Here is a 13,178-nt window from a genome sequence, read left to right on the forward strand (position 1 = left end):
TTTGTGCCTCCTTGCCCTTCACATTGGCTTATATTGCCCCTATGAAGTTCAATTAATGGTTTTTATCCCATCTGTTCTTTAATGCCTGCAGAAGGGGAAAAGGCAAAAGGCTATTCATACAATGGACGCGTTTTTATAATTTCCAAAGCATCTTCTGGTTTAAAGCCTTCAACTACTAAGTGATCGTACCTTGCTTTCAACACTTTCGCCTGGATTGCGGTGTTTTCGATCAGGTAAGGAAGCGATCTTCTCACTTCGTCAATTGCCATTTCCATCTCGATATTCGTATATTTTCCATTCGTTTTGTCAGCCATTACTCTTCATCCTCTCTTTTTTCCAATCTTCGAAAGTCATATTCTCCAGTTCTTTCGCATCCGGCTTGATTATCTTCTCCACTGAATATGTTAGAAAGCACCTGCAGTTGATGTCCTCTCCTGCAGCGCCCATCTGGCCCGGACCCGGTCCCTTTCCGAGTTTACCAACAAAGTCATCGTCAACTGGGATCTTCTTTCCATCAAGAATTCGATGGTTGGCAGCATGCTTTGCATCAGCTTTTCCAATGCCACGGCCTGGTCGCACACGTTCATCCTGCATACTGTTCCATTCTTTCATCATCACCACACCGTTTTTATTGGCATGTACAGCCGAATCCAGTTTTCCTGTTTCAGAGGCTCGGTGTGCTTCGGTGCGGACAATCCGCATAGCTTTCGTGGCATCACCTTCTAATTGATCTTTGAGCCGTTTAGCCATGGTTCCGTATGTCTCGCCTTTAACAAGCCCCTGTGTAATCTCCTGCTGAATTGCATAGATAATATTTGTTCGATTCTTTTCAAGGCGCTCTGAAAGGGTGAGGCCCGAAACCGGATTCTCGATCATAGCAGTAATGACGTCGGCTGCAACTGTCGCATAAGCAAGCCTGCTTAAAGTGTCTGTTTCAACTGCCCAGGCAGTTAAATAATAGCCGTCCAAATACGATTCCCCCAGGACGTCGTAGATTGTCTGTTTTAGGCTCTTATAGTTTATCTCAAGCAATCTGTTTACCTTGTTCAACAGCTTTCTCAGGCGGTCATATCGAGCCATTTCAGCATACGTCAAAACTCCATCAGTTTCATACCTTTCGTAAACTTCTGTTAAGGCCTTCCGGATCTCATTCAGGGTATTTGCATATTTCTTGGCAATTTCCCTTTCACCTTTTTTAAGCAGCTGGCCCAGGGCACGATTAATCTGCTCGGCTGACTTGTTTAGATTGCTCACTGTCAATCACTCCATCAAGATTAACTAAATTGTCTGCTTCATTTTGGATTTCCTCCATTTCGTATTCAGGATCATCTACAAAGCTAAGCAATGAAAGACGTGTTTTCTCAGAAACAAAACCTTTCAAAGCCGCTGTTGTTTGTGCTTCTTCCAGAATATTAGCCGGCAAGTTCCGTTTAAATCCAAACCATACATTCAAGTAATCGTCGGCCCCCGCCAAGCCCCTTTTTGCCCACGCAGAACAAAGTACCTTGAATTGGTATCGCAGCGCAGCAGTCATTTTTCGTTCCATTGTGATGCACTTGTTCTCCAAGGCCATTAGTTTAAATTTCATGGCCACACCAGAAATATTTCCGGCAAATTTTTCATCCTGGAAGTTGACGGATTTGGCGAATCGAAGAATGTTCTCTTCCAAACGGTCCAGGTGATTCTCAATCATCGTGTCATTGATATCCTTCGTGAGATATTTGACATCTTCTTTTTCATCGAAAAGCTCAAATATCCCTGTCTTTTTGAGGTTTTCGAGCGTCTCCTCATCAGCTCCAGCACCTTTTAAAATAAGGTAGGCCAAGCGATACTGTTCAATCTCATTTGATGCATCCGATAATGTTCGGTCATATGCATCTATAAGAGAAAGAACCTTCTCGGCATCCCCTTTCAGTTCTTCGTTATTCGGTAATCCGTATAATGGGCAAAAATCAAACAAGTGCGGTCTTTGATCAACAAGAGAATAATTTGCCCCGTCATTGGCGATAAAGAAATACACATTCTTTTCATCATAGAATTCTGCTTTGTGAAGTTCTGCCCGATTGCCGTTTTGAAAATCAATTACCTTGTAATAACGAAGCGCATAAGATGGCTCAGTGATATCACTTTCTGAAAGGATGACCACTTCCCAAGGATTGATGTTCAGCACTCTTTCTTTGCCTTCAGGATCAACATATGCCAGGCGTGCACCGTACCCGCATATCGCTGCTTTCTTCCCCCATTCAGAATCCTTATCCTCAATGTTGTTCCGGAGATTAAATTCTTCAATCAGTTTCTTCAAGGTTGAATCCTTGTCTGTTTCATAAGTAATAGGATGACCAAAAAGATAACCAACTTTCGTGTCAACAATGTCACTGTCAAATGAGTTATTTAACCGATTGTTCACTTTATTATCAATACGGCGAATGGCCCCTGTTTCGAAATCCTCATATTCAATCGGCTGTCTTTGGAGAATGGGAACGCCATCAATCTCAGCCTTATATCGTTGATATAGATTAACCATTCTGTCATGATCCGGTTCGTGGGCTTCAATAATTCGGCTTACAAGATCTCCGGAAATTCCCGACGTCTTGATTGCACTCATGAATTCCTGCATACTTTATCACCTCACTCTCATTCGCTTTCTAATAGGTTCCATACTGTACCGCAAGGCATCGATCAAGTGGTTATAGTCATCGATAGGCTGATTAATCATCTTACCTTCTTTATTCTTGTCCCATACATAGTTGGCAAGTTCCACAGAAAAGTTATTGCAAGACGGATGAACGTAAATTTGAAACTGCTGGAGAAATTGAATGCCGGAACGGATGCTGTCCGGTCCCTTTTCGGCCGGCTTAATGCGTCGGATCCCGTACCGGCGGAGTTCAGATATACTCTTTTGCTCGGCACTGTCCGCAATGATCAATTCTTTTGCGTATCCTTTCCGTTTGATCATTTCAGCTATCTCATCATTGTGCATGGCTTTTTCATAATGTTCATCAAAAATAAAAAGTTCTTTGTTTTTCAAGTCAACAAGGGCACAGGATAGTGCTGTCGGGTCCACGGTAAAACCAAAATCAAGGCCAAACGCTGATTTCACTCCGCTGCGTTTGGCAATTTCAGATTTATCAAAGTGGGATTCTTTCCAGTTCTCGAAAATGGCCCCTTCTGCAATTCCCCATTCTCCTAAACCTTCGATTTTGTATCGTCTAGGAAATCGGATCTTCATATCTTCAAACAGATCTATATCCGATTGATCTAGGAATTCATTGCAGAGATAATTTGTCGTAATGGCTAAAATGTTAGGACTCTGAACATCAAAAAAACGCTTCTTCAACCAGTGTTTTTCATTCCACGGGTTAAAGGTGAGCGTTAATTGTTTGAAGTATCCTGGCGGCAGTTCACCACGGATAGACATATCTACCTTGTTGAAATCATCTTCATTCAAAATTTGATAAGCTTCTTCAAACCATGCCCAACAAAGATAGCCGACATCCACCGTAATGGAAGTGACGGACATCGGATCATCCAGGCCGCGGAATAAGATCTTTTGCCCGGTCGGCTTATAACGAATTTCCAACGGACTCTTTGTCCATTCCCAAAGATGATCCACTTTCAGCTGGTGGATAGCCCATTTTAGCTGTGCATAGGTTGAATCCTTATGATCTTTGAAAACCTTCCGGATCACAAGCGTATTTGCGAGGGGATATTTCATCATTCGGTAAATAATGTTGAGCGCTGTTGTTGTTGACTTCTTGGATCCACGTCCTCCTTTCACTACCCGGTAGCGTCCCAGGTAGTTCCAGAAATCTTTGTATCCGCCCCCAACAACCTTTTTTAGACTGACCTTACTCATCAAGATCCTCAACAAAAATCACTTGCTGGCTCCCCTCGACCTGCTGTTTCTCTGTCCACATCGCATATCGCTTACCAAGAAGTTCGGCGGCTTTGACGCGGTCTTTGATGCTTACATCTTTGCTGGAAAGCTCTTGCATGCCCTCACCGACTAGCAACGGTACTTCCTCTGTTATTTCGCCGCGCAGAACACTCGTAAGAAACCGAAGAACCTCTTCCTGTGAAGCGATTTGTTCAGACTCCAGTTCTTTCATTCGCTGCTCAATATAAGATTTTACGTTAGCGTTTGTTAGCAGCCTGCTCGCATTGGCCCGTGCTGCAGCATCACTCTTAACTGCATAACCTGCCTTCCGATAAGCTTCAGTTGCATTTCCGAGTTCGATATAATAGTCGGCGAATGATTTTTGTTTTGGAGTTAATTTATCCATGTTACATCCTCCCTCGCCCCCTTTTGCTATGCAAAAAGCGCCTTATCATGGCGCTTTTCTGTTTTTATTTCTGAAATATTTCATTGCCCAATTCGTCTACTTCTTTGATTTTGCAAGATAGTACATTAGACAAGTTTACTATATCTCCTCTTGTGCCAAACCATCCTATTTCACTGTTAATAATACCGCTAGCAACTTCATTATATGTTTCTGCTTCGTAATTATTAAATTTTTTTAAACTACCATCGACAAGCTTAAAAACAATGTTGAAATAAGCCATCCTATTTTTTCTCCTTTAATAAAATTAATTCAAAAAAAGTATAATCCTGTAAATTTTCGTTTTTCGTTGTGATCCGAAGGTATCGAAATTAAAATATTCGTTATCCCCAAAGTGATTTTTTAACAGACTCACTTAGTACATCAACTAGTATGTCTTTAAAAGCTTGAGCTGTATCCGCACCAGCTTTTGTTATAAACTTCTTAAATTTGGCAACACCAAGCTTTGTCCGAGGGCCTTCTTGAATCATATCATCAATTGATCCTTTTAATTGTTCCTTCTCTTCATCATTCAATTTGTCTATTAAATCAGCATATTCTTTAGCTGCCTCAATCTCTTTCTTTGTCCACGGAAAAGGATTCCCACACTCCGGGCAAAATTTAGGCGAATGCGACATACTGATATAAAAAACTACAGAATCATCATCGCTTGACTCATCGCCCTTAATTCTTGTCCCACATTTACTGCATTTACTTATTGTTTTTTCTCCACAATATGGGCAAAAATTTTTATTGTGTTCTGGATATTCTTCTATATTTCCATTAACAATATGCCCATTTAAACATATTTGCGCAGTTTTTATTGACACTATTCATCCCACCTTACCCATTTTACTTATTATAGGATATTGGAAGGATAAATAAAAGATCCTTATGCGTGCTTTCTCTACTCCCTGTCCTGCCTTTGAGTTTAGCATATGTCTTTTTCTTCCCGCAATTCCCCTGCAAACCCTGACATTCCTGCCATTCGTGACATTTCCGCCATTCTGTCCACTATGCAATCTCTAATTCTAAAAATGTGTCTTTCAGAAAGTCCCATATGCCGGCTTATCGCAATCACACTCATTCCATCAAGCAAACATTCGAGCACCGCCCTTTCCCTTTCACCCTGCACACAATTAATATGCTCCTGAATAAACAGCACTTTCTTTTCAATTTTGGCAATCCACTTTGATTTCTTTTCCCGGCGGATGACTTCGCGAAAGATCGGATCTCCTGTGCCACCTTTTCCTTTCGGCATGGTATCGTCAATGCCATACTGTGCTGTTAGATTCCCTCCAACTTCATTCTCCAACATTTTGCGCTGCCTTTGAATTTCATTGATCATCCAATGATAGTCCTTTAATGCAGCTGAAATCTCTTTTTTGTTCATCGTCCATTCCTCCATGCTCCGCCTTTTCCTCGCCTGAATACGGGCTCGTAATATCCCATAAGATCTTTTATTTCATACTCACTTAAATGCTCTGATTTGCCCTTCTCCGCCTTCTTACGGCGTTTCTTTTTCTTTCCAAATCCGGTCACTTCCCGGTGCTGTTGTTTCCATTCCTTGAGCTGCTCCTTCAGTTCCCTTCGCATCTCCTCATCTCCCTTATCTCAAATAAAAAAGGACACCGAATAACCGCCATAATAGCGATTAATCAGTGCCCTGGTTGTTCCAGTAGCAATATTTATTTTTTCCACGTCAATCTGCCTAGTGACAGGCCAATTAATCGAAATATGCAACTCCGTAATATTTACCGTCTCTGTCTTTTCTTAATGAACCACCGACCAGTAACACACGTTCCTTCCAATCTTCGAGTATTTCCATTTCTCTTTCTGCCTTTTTAATTGCTCTTTTCCGTCTACGATTTATTTTCAAATTCATCACCTTTCTTCTATGCACAATATGGTCTAACTGCGAACTAATCTTTTATTTCTCGGTAAACATCAAGGTTATTCCAAATCCATTCTTTAAATTCTTCCTCAACTTCTTCATCAGTTAAATCAGCTGGTAATTCAACAATTTCTTCAAATGCAGCACCAGAAACATACAAAACATTCATAAAAAATTTATGTTTTTTCAATGATTTATCACTCCCCCGCAATGGTGCCCGTACGTGAGATCAATCCTTCATAAATACAAGCCAGTGCGTTTTGCTTCTTCTGTTGCCGAATAAAGGTTTATGGTCAATAGCTTGCAGTACTTCTTTCAAAGGCACTTGATCCTCGTTCCATTTAAAAATGAGTGTTCCGTTTGTTTTTAAAACCCGCATGCATTCTTCAAATCCTTGCTTTATATCGAATTGCCATAATTCATCTAATAGGCCGTACTTTTTGGCCAACCAGGAATCTACGCCTGCATGAATAAGATGTGGTGGGTCAAAAACAACTAAATAAAACGATTCATCTGCAAAAAGCATATCCCGGAAATCGGCAATCACATCTGGATTAATATTCAATGTTCTTCCATCACACAAGACATCGTTCAGCTGCCGGTTGTCCATATAAAGTACATCTTCATTTTGCTTATCAAACCAAAACATTTTGCTGCCACAACAGGCGTCTAAGATTCTTTGCAATTATCTGTTTCTCCTTCCCGCGTAGTTTCGGTCTAATGTGAATTACTTATTTACCTTTTCAATCGACTCGCATAAAGCCAATATTCCCAGGCATGAAAGCAACATTACTCGAGGGAACGCCCCAATATGATCACCACTAGAATGAGTAATTACCAAAGATAAAAACCCCAAGATGACTATCAACCATAATAAAGATTTAGCCATTCTCTCACCCTTTCTATCGCAGCATTGTTCTACTTTTCTGTAAAACTGATTTCGCAATATGTCGGTTTCCCGTTTTGCCATGTGATGATCTGCTTACCGTATCCAATCCCTGGCGTTGTGACCTTAATTAGCCGGCCGTCAACCACCCGGTAAACCGCATTTTCCATCAAATCTATTTCAGCGACCATTTGTTTGTTTAATTCTTCCACCGGTATTCCCCCTATGGTAAAATATAGGTGTCCACTAATTTACCAGCCGGGGGAACCCGGTTTTTTATTTTCTACTCAGCTAACATTCCCGGTCTTTCACGAATACTTTCAATCATCTGATCAACACATGCCAGGTAATCCATCGGCACCCGGCCGGTGTCTTTTTGGTGTTGGTGTAGATTGCTGAGATCAAACCTGGTAACGGTTTGAACTGACTTTGCTTCAAAGTAAATCGGCCGGCCACGGTAGACGCCGTCATAATCGACCGTTGACTTCTCCTCGAAATAGCCTGATAAAACCTTTGTCCCTTTTGATTTCAGCACTTTAACCGGTGTCGGTCGCTTGTTTATTATCGCGATTTTTCTGCTTTTGTACAGCTGATTGACGAGGTTAATGGTTGCTTCAAATGCCATTCCTCGATTTCCCGTATACACCATGTCAATGCCCCTTTTTTAAGATCCTGCCTTTTTATAACTTGCCCGAATTTTTTCAAGACGCCTTCGCTTTTCTTCCAACGTTTCCCCGTCTTCAGATGAGGTTATTTCAGGGGTGTGGTCTTCTGGCTCTTTTTTAAACCAGTCGGGTAATTTTTCAACCCTTCCCGGCTTACCACGCCTGTATTGTTTAGGCTTGTTCTGCTGCCGCTGTTCAAATTCTTTTTGTTCACGCTCGACATCCGAAGCCGTTTTAATGCCAGCATCGGCCCATCTGTTAAGGATTGTTCGCGCGTAACTATACTTGGCCCCAACTTCAGCCGCTTTTTTAAACGCGATGCAGACAACCTCCTCGGTAAGACCCTTAATGTCTATCAAGTAATTAATCTCTTGGATCTGCATCGCGCTCGGTTGACCACCGAAGCAAAGCATGTATGTGTCGAAATAATTCACACGCCTATCTGCAGCAGGAGGTATAGTTTTAGTTTCTGTATTGTTTTGTTTATGTTTAGGTATGTTACAGCTTTTGTCAGACGATTGGTATTGATATTGGTATTGTGATTGGTCACCAGATTGGTATGGATATTGGTCAAGTGAGTTGACCAATGAGACGATTTTATAGATAGGAGCTTTCCCCTTTTTGCCTTTCTCATATTCAATCAGACCATTTTCAATTAGCTTTCTTCGAGCATCAACCAGTCCCTGTTTAGACAGACCAGTCAATTTCTCTACTGTGGAATTTGGAGCATTAAATCGTTCTTTCCAGCCAGCCATATTGTTTATGGTCATGAGAGTGTGCCATAACGCAATTGCGCTTGTGGGAAGATCGTTTAGTAGCAGCCAATCCCTAAAAGCTTTTAATTCTTTTAAATAATTCATGTGGTCACCGCCGATGCTGTTTAATCATATCCAAGTTCCTTTTGTTGAGGATATAATCGCCTTTTCCTGCATTACACTCTCTGCAAGCTGTAACAAGATTATCTATTGAATCACTGCCACCTTTTGATTTAGGATGTACATGTTCAATTTCCAAAGTTGTATCATGTTCACGTGGGTTTCTGCCGCAATAAACACACTTGAAATTATCTCTTGAAAAAACTAAAAACCTTTTTCTTAAATCTCCAGTAGATCCGGAAGCTTTAAATTCATTTGCAACAAATTTCTTTAAGCATTCCTCGCATAAATAATCAACATCGTTTTTCCAAGTAATTTCATAAACCCCCGTTTCAGCCAGACATTCAACGCATATTATCCCAGGAGAACACATTTCAAATTCATCTAATAGTTGATCAAACGGCATGTTCTGAGCCCATTCATGGAATTGCCTTCTGTACATTCCTTTCATTCAGCAGACCCCCTCACGGAATGATGACCATCTTCCCTGTTAGTTTCATGATTTCTCTTTTAAACAACTCAGCGTTGCTATTCGTGTCTGAAAGGTGAAGCAACCATATCTCCTGCACCTTTGATAAATCATTAGCTTTAAAAAATTCTTTAACATTCTCGAGGCTAAAATGCGACTGCAGTAGCCGTTTACGCATTACCTGCGGGATCCGTCCATCCAGTATGTTCTGGTTCAGGATGCCCGTACTGTAATTACACTCGACCATTATGTGAGTCAGGCCCTTGAACTTATACCGGATATAATAGGTATCTGTTGCAAACAGTAGCTTTTCGCCATCCTGATTAGCCAACAAGAATCCCAATGGCTCTGACACATCATGTTCAGTATCAAATGGCAAGATCGTCCAGGATCCTAGCTGAAACTGTTGCATGGCCTTAACCGGTTTCAATCTATGACCAGATATCCCTAATGTTTTGATCGTGCCAGGCGAGGTATAAACGTTAATACCAGCTTTCATAATATCCTTGATCGATTTACTATGATCGCCATGCTCGTGTGTAAGCAGGCATCCTGCAACCTCAGTCAGCCTAAAATCAAAACCCCTTTGTATTTCCCTATACTTTACACCCGCCTCCAATAGGAGGGGAGTAACGCCATCGGTGACGCGATAAGCGTTACCACCTGATCCGGATCCAAAAGAAGTGATTTCAATCATTACCATCCGGGCCCTTCTGCCGTTGTTTCAAACAAATCAGCTTGTTCAGGCTGTTCATCCATGACCTCGGGTTCACTTTCCAGTTCTTCTTTTACTGGAATGGGCTCCACATCAATAACTTGCTGGTTCGCTTGCTTCCGTACTTCTTCATTAACTCTGCGAACCGTATTATCTGGCACATCATTTTCTTCCTCGGTGTACATATTTCCGAGATTGCCAGGAAATGCTTCCCGCATGGCATTTACGATAGCTGTTTTGCGTATCATATTCATTGGTGACGATTTCCAAAGGGCTTGTCCTTTGCTAAATTCTTCATAGCTGATTCGAACTTTAATAGGAACCTTTCTATCGTCTCTGAAAACCTTTGCCCATCCTCCAACAAGTTTGTCACCCGGAAGCTTAATGGCACCTTCAATATCAACCAATTCACCGTTCCGCTCTACAATGATTCCCGCTTCTAAACCGGCATAATGTTCATTTGCTTCAGCGCGTTTCATAAAAGCTTCTTTTGATGTAATGATCTGGGCCGGCGCTCCCTTGAATTTGACCAGATAAGCTTCGTTCAAGAACGGATTCAACTTTTGGTACTTGCAGAGATTGATAAACATTACGAGTTCTTGATCTGTCACATCTGCATTACCGCGGACCAGATATTGTTTTACGATACTACCAGATAGTTTTACCGGCTCGCCGTTTACTTCGAATTCTACGGCTTTGGTCATTAGATCGTTGCTCAATTAGATGGCCTCCTTCATTAATTCGGAAGTTGTTTCAACCCTTAACTCTTTGTCAGCCTCCGACACAATTAAGCTGATCGTCTGGGCATCCGTATCAATTAAGCGAGTTACAGCTTCCCGGTTGTCGATAAAGATCGGAGCCGTGAAACCATAGTGTTTAGAAAGCGTATTGATGATGTCCAGGCCAACATTTATCCTGGCTGCATTATTCAGACCTGAGCCATACGGAACGCCCTTATAGGTCGTTTCGCAAACTTCAACCAGCCCGCCATTAATCTGCTGATCAAACAATTTAAACCGCGCATATTTGAACTTAGAATTGATCTTTTCTTCCAGCAGGTTCACTTTCGTTCTTATGAATTCCTCAGTTAAGTAAAGTTCCTGCTCCAATTTTTCAAACTCCGCGGCCAGGTCCTTTTCCTGTTCCGAAAGATCTTCAATTCGTTGCTGTGCTTGTGCGAAAAGGTCGAATTTGCCCATTTCTGCCTGCAACTGATCCCGTTTATCCCGCAGCTTCATAATTTCGATTTGAATAGCTCCAATCGCTTCAGATGCCTGTTCATTTATGACTTTGATTTCTTCCTGAATTGCTTTTTTCTGCCGCAACTTCTCAATGTATTTAGGGTTATCTAAAACGTCTGTTATCAGGCCCTCTTGCTGTTCCAGCTGTACTGCTAACTTTTCAAGAAGAGATTTTTTACCGAAAACTTGGGCACTTAGTTTTGCAAATTCTTCAGACAGCTTATCATTTTCGGCTTGCATTTCTTGTTTTTTAGCAGCTCCTTTTTGGCCCATGTCGTTTAATTCTTCCAATCGTTTTGCCTTTTTCAAATTAAATTGGGCAAGCGCCTTTTCCCTGGCCGCTTCGACCTGGTCGGCCGGCAAATCCTGTCCGCATGTCGGGCAGGTGCATTCGTCTGTGTGCTGGAAGGTTTGGACATTAACTTCTTTCCATTCATTTCTAAGTGACGCCAGTGTTTCTTCGATGCGTTTGATATTTTCATCGTTATAGCGCTTTTTGGTTTTCAAGTTTTCAAGTTTCGATAGCAGGATTGAGAGATTTGATTCTTCCTCCTGAATCCGCGCTTTGAGCTTATACAGCTGCTCTTTTGCGTCTGAATCGTGGTTGCGCTGAATCTCCATCAGTTCCATTTCAATTACTTGGACAGCTTTTTCTTTCTCAGTAACCGCCTTACCGTTTTTGATGTTATTGATGATCGTCATCTTTTCATCGATCTGGTCATTCAACTGCTTGATTTCAGCTTCCAATGCTGCTTGATTAAGTCCATCGAGTTCCGGCAGGCTACGCTGAATTTCATCGATTCTCACCGGGATCCGGTCTAGTTCTTTGTTGATTTCAGACCGGCGCGCCGCAATGATTTTCCGATGATCTTCAATCGACCGCCCCTGCAGGATCGTTGGCAGCTTGTCCAGCGATCTTGCGGATGCAATAACCTCTTCGTCCGACAAGTCACCGCAAATCTCAAGCAAGGTTTTCCGGCGGTCCTGCCATTTTACTTGCTCGTTAAAATAGCTTGGGCTGGTCAACAGCTTAAATATATCCTCATCGATCATCGATTTGATTTTATCTGTGTACTCTTTTTTCTTAACCGGAACGCCGTCAATATAATATTTTGTTGTATGGCCCGAAAATTCAGCTGTTGCGGATCCGCGCTTTTTCGTCCAGTTCTCTTTATAAGCTTTTGCCAATGTAAGGCTACGTCCGTCAACAAGCAAAACCGCCTTGACGCTGTGCTCCAGGTTGTGCAACTCATTTCCATTCTGGTCAAGCGTCTTCAGGGAAAAATCTTTTTTATTTTGGCTGTCCTTATCGAACAACAGCCAATTGAAAGCATCGAACAGGGTTGTCTTTCCGGTTGCGTTATCGCCATAAACCTTTGCGTTTTGTCCGTTAACATGAAGTTCAAAGGTTCGAATACCCTTGAAGTTTAAAATTTCCAGGCTATCCAGTTTAATCGTGGTCACTATTCAGCCCTCCCATGTGGTATAATTAGAGTACAAATTGATTTTGAAAAACCCCTGACACGCTTAGCAGGCGTGTCCTTTGTTTTGTGGATTGACCAATTTATATCCGATTATTGCCAGGGCCATTTGTAATCCGTCGTTATATCCAGCGCAATAATCATTTTTTTGGTGCAAGTGATTTATATACTCACACAAAAAGCGATACTCTTTGTAAGGATCCAAAGGCGTTATCGTGCTGAGATATGGAGCAATTTTATATTCAGTCATCACTTTTCTCACCCCTTTCTGACGGATAATGTCCATCATCATGGCCAGGATCCGGATGGGGAAACGAGGGGGATAGTTTGGATCCTGACCATGATGACAGGCACTAGGCCTATCATTTTGGTTGTGGTATAATTGAGTTAATTCCAACATGTTGCGTGCAGTGAATTAAGCTGGCACTTAGTTCGCTGCTTTTTCTTTTTTGGCGATTTTTATGAGCGCCTTGTCAATTGCTTTCACGTAAATTCCCCTGAAATTCCAGTCGATTTGCACGTACTCTTCCAAGCATTCCAGGATGATTTCAGCCTTCTCTTTATTTGTCATCTTATTTGTCATCAAGCCACACCTCCAATAAAATCCGTCCCACTAACACCGCCGGCAAGAAT

General features: G+C 41.8%; 19 protein-coding genes and 1 pseudogene. All 20 read right to left on the reverse strand.

Annotated features, from left to right (window positions below; all coding sequences use genetic code 11):
- Positions 1 to 110 precede the first annotated feature (110 nt).
- Positions 111 to 314: a hypothetical protein gene (locus NST70_RS13720; protein ID WP_328229263.1), complete on the reverse strand. Its 204-nt coding sequence runs from the start codon at positions 312 to 314 to the stop codon at positions 111 to 113.
- A complete protein-coding gene (locus tag NST70_RS13725) occupies positions 307 to 1,254 on the reverse strand; it encodes a phage minor head protein (protein WP_328229262.1) in 948 nt (315 codons plus the stop codon). The genes NST70_RS13720 and NST70_RS13725 overlap by 8 nt, the downstream gene beginning before the upstream one ends.
- The gene (locus NST70_RS13730; protein WP_328229261.1) at positions 1,220 to 2,617 is read right to left on the reverse strand and encodes a phage portal protein; all 1,398 of its coding nucleotides are present in this window, start codon (positions 2,615 to 2,617) and stop codon (positions 1,220 to 1,222) included. The genes NST70_RS13725 and NST70_RS13730 overlap by 35 nt, the downstream gene beginning before the upstream one ends.
- A gap of 6 nt (positions 2,618 to 2,623) precedes the next feature.
- Entirely contained in the window at positions 2,624 to 3,856 is a 1,233-nt protein-coding gene (locus NST70_RS13735) for a PBSX family phage terminase large subunit (RefSeq protein ID WP_328229260.1), read from the reverse strand.
- Positions 3,849 to 4,283, reverse strand: a complete 435-nt coding sequence (locus tag NST70_RS13740) for a terminase small subunit (protein WP_328229259.1) — start codon at positions 4,281 to 4,283, stop codon at positions 3,849 to 3,851. The genes NST70_RS13735 and NST70_RS13740 overlap by 8 nt, the downstream gene beginning before the upstream one ends.
- A 64-nt stretch (positions 4,284 to 4,347) precedes the next feature.
- Positions 4,348 to 4,563: a hypothetical protein gene (locus NST70_RS13745; protein WP_328229258.1), complete on the reverse strand. Its 216-nt coding sequence runs from the start codon at positions 4,561 to 4,563 to the stop codon at positions 4,348 to 4,350.
- Between the two features lie 100 nt (positions 4,564 to 4,663).
- A complete protein-coding gene (locus NST70_RS13750) occupies positions 4,664 to 5,149 on the reverse strand; it encodes a DUF2321 domain-containing protein (RefSeq protein ID WP_328229257.1) in 486 nt (161 codons plus the stop codon).
- A gap of 101 nt (positions 5,150 to 5,250) precedes the next feature.
- Positions 5,251 to 5,712, reverse strand: a complete 462-nt coding sequence (locus tag NST70_RS13755; protein WP_328229256.1) for a DNA-binding response regulator — start codon at positions 5,710 to 5,712, stop codon at positions 5,251 to 5,253.
- 333 nt (positions 5,713 to 6,045) lie between these two features.
- Positions 6,046 to 6,204 carry a hypothetical protein gene (locus tag NST70_RS13760; protein WP_155375944.1) on the reverse strand — a complete coding sequence of 53 codons (159 nt, stop codon included), beginning with the start codon at positions 6,202 to 6,204 and terminating at the stop codon, positions 6,046 to 6,048.
- A 37-nt stretch (positions 6,205 to 6,241) separates the two neighbouring features.
- On the reverse strand, positions 6,242 to 6,403 hold the full coding sequence (locus NST70_RS13765; RefSeq protein ID WP_155375945.1) for a hypothetical protein: 162 nt from the start codon (positions 6,401 to 6,403) through the stop codon (positions 6,242 to 6,244).
- A gap of 39 nt (positions 6,404 to 6,442) precedes the next feature.
- Positions 6,443 to 6,898: an SAM-dependent methyltransferase gene (locus NST70_RS13770; RefSeq protein ID WP_342475350.1), complete on the reverse strand. Its 456-nt coding sequence runs from the start codon at positions 6,896 to 6,898 to the stop codon at positions 6,443 to 6,445.
- A 233-nt stretch (positions 6,899 to 7,131) separates the two neighbouring features.
- Complete coding sequence (locus NST70_RS13775; protein WP_328228134.1) at positions 7,132 to 7,311, reverse strand: DUF3954 domain-containing protein; 180 nt, start codon at positions 7,309 to 7,311, stop codon at positions 7,132 to 7,134.
- 164 nt (positions 7,312 to 7,475) lie between these two features.
- Positions 7,476 to 7,745 (reverse strand): annotated as a pseudogene (locus tag NST70_RS13780) (Holliday junction resolvase RecU); the annotation flags it as partial.
- An 18-nt stretch (positions 7,746 to 7,763) separates the two neighbouring features.
- Entirely contained in the window at positions 7,764 to 8,624 is an 861-nt protein-coding gene (locus NST70_RS13785) for a DnaD domain protein (protein ID WP_342475352.1), read from the reverse strand.
- Positions 8,625 to 8,628: 4 nt separating this feature from the next.
- Positions 8,629 to 9,090, reverse strand: coding sequence for an HNH endonuclease (locus tag NST70_RS13790; RefSeq protein WP_328229253.1), 462 nt, complete (start codon positions 9,088 to 9,090; stop codon positions 8,629 to 8,631).
- A 13-nt stretch (positions 9,091 to 9,103) separates the two neighbouring features.
- Complete coding sequence (locus NST70_RS13795; protein ID WP_328229300.1) at positions 9,104 to 9,805, reverse strand: MBL fold metallo-hydrolase; 702 nt, start codon at positions 9,803 to 9,805, stop codon at positions 9,104 to 9,106.
- The gene (gene bet / locus NST70_RS13800) at positions 9,805 to 10,527 is read right to left on the reverse strand and encodes a phage recombination protein Bet (protein WP_328196972.1); all 723 of its coding nucleotides are present in this window, start codon (positions 10,525 to 10,527) and stop codon (positions 9,805 to 9,807) included. Before bet ends, NST70_RS13795 begins: the two co-directional genes overlap by 1 nt.
- 15 nt (positions 10,528 to 10,542) lie before the next feature.
- Complete coding sequence (locus NST70_RS13805) at positions 10,543 to 12,528, reverse strand: AAA family ATPase (protein WP_328196958.1); 1,986 nt, start codon at positions 12,526 to 12,528, stop codon at positions 10,543 to 10,545.
- A gap of 63 nt (positions 12,529 to 12,591) precedes the next feature.
- Positions 12,592 to 12,837: a hypothetical protein gene (locus NST70_RS13810; protein WP_342475355.1), complete on the reverse strand. Its 246-nt coding sequence runs from the start codon at positions 12,835 to 12,837 to the stop codon at positions 12,592 to 12,594.
- 135 nt (positions 12,838 to 12,972) lie between these two features.
- Positions 12,973 to 13,128, reverse strand: coding sequence for a hypothetical protein (locus NST70_RS13815; RefSeq protein WP_342475357.1), 156 nt, complete (start codon positions 13,126 to 13,128; stop codon positions 12,973 to 12,975).
- Positions 13,129 to 13,178 lie beyond the last annotated feature (50 nt).

Source organism: Weizmannia sp. FSL K6-0777 (assembly GCF_038593185.1).
GTDB lineage: Bacteria > Bacillota > Bacilli > Bacillales > Bacillaceae_C > Weizmannia > Weizmannia faecalis.

What these genes read in the sequence shown, in the direction of transcription:
- bet (WP_328196972.1), bottom strand. Translation starts at nt 10,527, where the DNA reads ATGACCAAAGCCGTAGAATTCGAAGTAAACGGCGAGCCGGTAAAACTA.
- NST70_RS13760 (WP_155375944.1), bottom strand. Translation starts at nt 6,204, where the DNA reads ATGAATTTGAAAATAAATCGTAGACGGAAAAGAGCAATTAAAAAGGCA.
- NST70_RS13735 (WP_328229260.1), bottom strand. Translation starts at nt 3,856, where the DNA reads ATGAGTAAGGTCAGTCTAAAAAAGGTTGTTGGGGGCGGATACAAAGAT.
- NST70_RS13810 (WP_342475355.1), bottom strand. Translation starts at nt 12,837, where the DNA reads ATGATGATGGACATTATCCGTCAGAAAGGGGTGAGAAAAGTGATGACT.
- NST70_RS13730 (WP_328229261.1), bottom strand. Translation starts at nt 2,617, where the DNA reads ATGCAGGAATTCATGAGTGCAATCAAGACGTCGGGAATTTCCGGAGAT.
- NST70_RS13795 (WP_328229300.1), bottom strand. Translation starts at nt 9,805, where the DNA reads ATGATTGAAATCACTTCTTTTGGATCCGGATCAGGTGGTAACGCTTAT.
- NST70_RS13790 (WP_328229253.1), bottom strand. Translation starts at nt 9,090, where the DNA reads ATGAAAGGAATGTACAGAAGGCAATTCCATGAATGGGCTCAGAACATG.
- NST70_RS13720 (WP_328229263.1), bottom strand. Translation starts at nt 314, where the DNA reads ATGGCTGACAAAACGAATGGAAAATATACGAATATCGAGATGGAAATG.
- NST70_RS13815 (WP_342475357.1), bottom strand. Translation starts at nt 13,128, where the DNA reads ATGACAAATAAGATGACAAATAAAGAGAAGGCTGAAATCATCCTGGAA.
- NST70_RS13785 (WP_342475352.1), bottom strand. Translation starts at nt 8,624, where the DNA reads ATGAATTATTTAAAAGAATTAAAAGCTTTTAGGGATTGGCTGCTACTA.
- NST70_RS13740 (WP_328229259.1), bottom strand. Translation starts at nt 4,283, where the DNA reads ATGGATAAATTAACTCCAAAACAAAAATCATTCGCCGACTATTATATC.
- NST70_RS13755 (WP_328229256.1), bottom strand. Translation starts at nt 5,712, where the DNA reads ATGAACAAAAAAGAGATTTCAGCTGCATTAAAGGACTATCATTGGATG.
- NST70_RS13745 (WP_328229258.1), bottom strand. Translation starts at nt 4,563, where the DNA reads ATGGCTTATTTCAACATTGTTTTTAAGCTTGTCGATGGTAGTTTAAAA.